A 756-nucleotide genomic window follows, 5' to 3' on the forward strand; every position below is an offset into this window, starting at 1 on the left:
GTGCTGAGCGGGTGTGGGTGGAGACGTTCACGGGGCTGCGGGTGACGCAGTTCTCGGGACTGTTGAAGGTGGTGCGGGAGCGGGGTGGCGACGGCACGCTGCGGGGCCGGCCGTGGTCGTTGCCGTTGGCCGAGCGGGTGCTGATGGTCGCGGTGTACTACCGCACGAACCTGACCATGCGGCAGTTGGGTCCGCTGTTCGGCGTGTCTTCCTCCACCGTCTGCCGGGTCATCCAGCGGCTTGGTCCGCTGCTGGCGCTGGAGCCCGTCTCCCGCCCGGCCGATGCGGCGGACCGGTTGTGGATCGTGGACGGCACCCTGGTCCCGGTCCGCGACCGGAACGTCGGCTCATCGTCACGTAACTACCGGTTCTCGGCGAACGTGCAGGTCATCGTCGATGCCGACACCCGCCTTGTGATCGCCGCCGCCCACCCGGTGCCGGGCACCACCGCGGACGCGCACGCCTGGCGGGCCTCCGGGCTGAGCGAACACTGCCAGGGCGTGACCGTCCTGGGTGACGGTGCCTACCTCAACTGCGGGATGGTCGTGCCGCACCGCAAACGCCCTCACCGGCCCCTGTTGCCGGGCGAGGAGGACGACAACGCTGCCCACCGCAAGGTGCGTGCACGGGTGGAGCATGTGATCGGCCGGATGAAGAACTACAAGATCCTCCGCGACTGCCGCCAGCGCGGGAACGGCCTCCACCACGCGGTCCAAGCCGTCGCCCACATGCACAACCTCGCCCTCGCATCATGAC

The 756-nt window shown here is 69.6% G+C and carries 1 protein-coding gene; it reads left to right on the top strand.

The window, feature by feature from the left end:
* Positions 1–755 (top strand): transposase family protein (locus IE325_RS45845; protein WP_373315369.1); only part of this gene is annotated, 755 nt, incomplete at its 5' end.
* Position 756 lies beyond the last annotated feature (1 nt).

The organism is Streptomyces lanatus, assembly GCF_014655715.1.
GTDB classification, from domain to species: domain Bacteria; phylum Actinomycetota; class Actinomycetes; order Streptomycetales; family Streptomycetaceae; genus Streptomyces; species Streptomyces lanatus.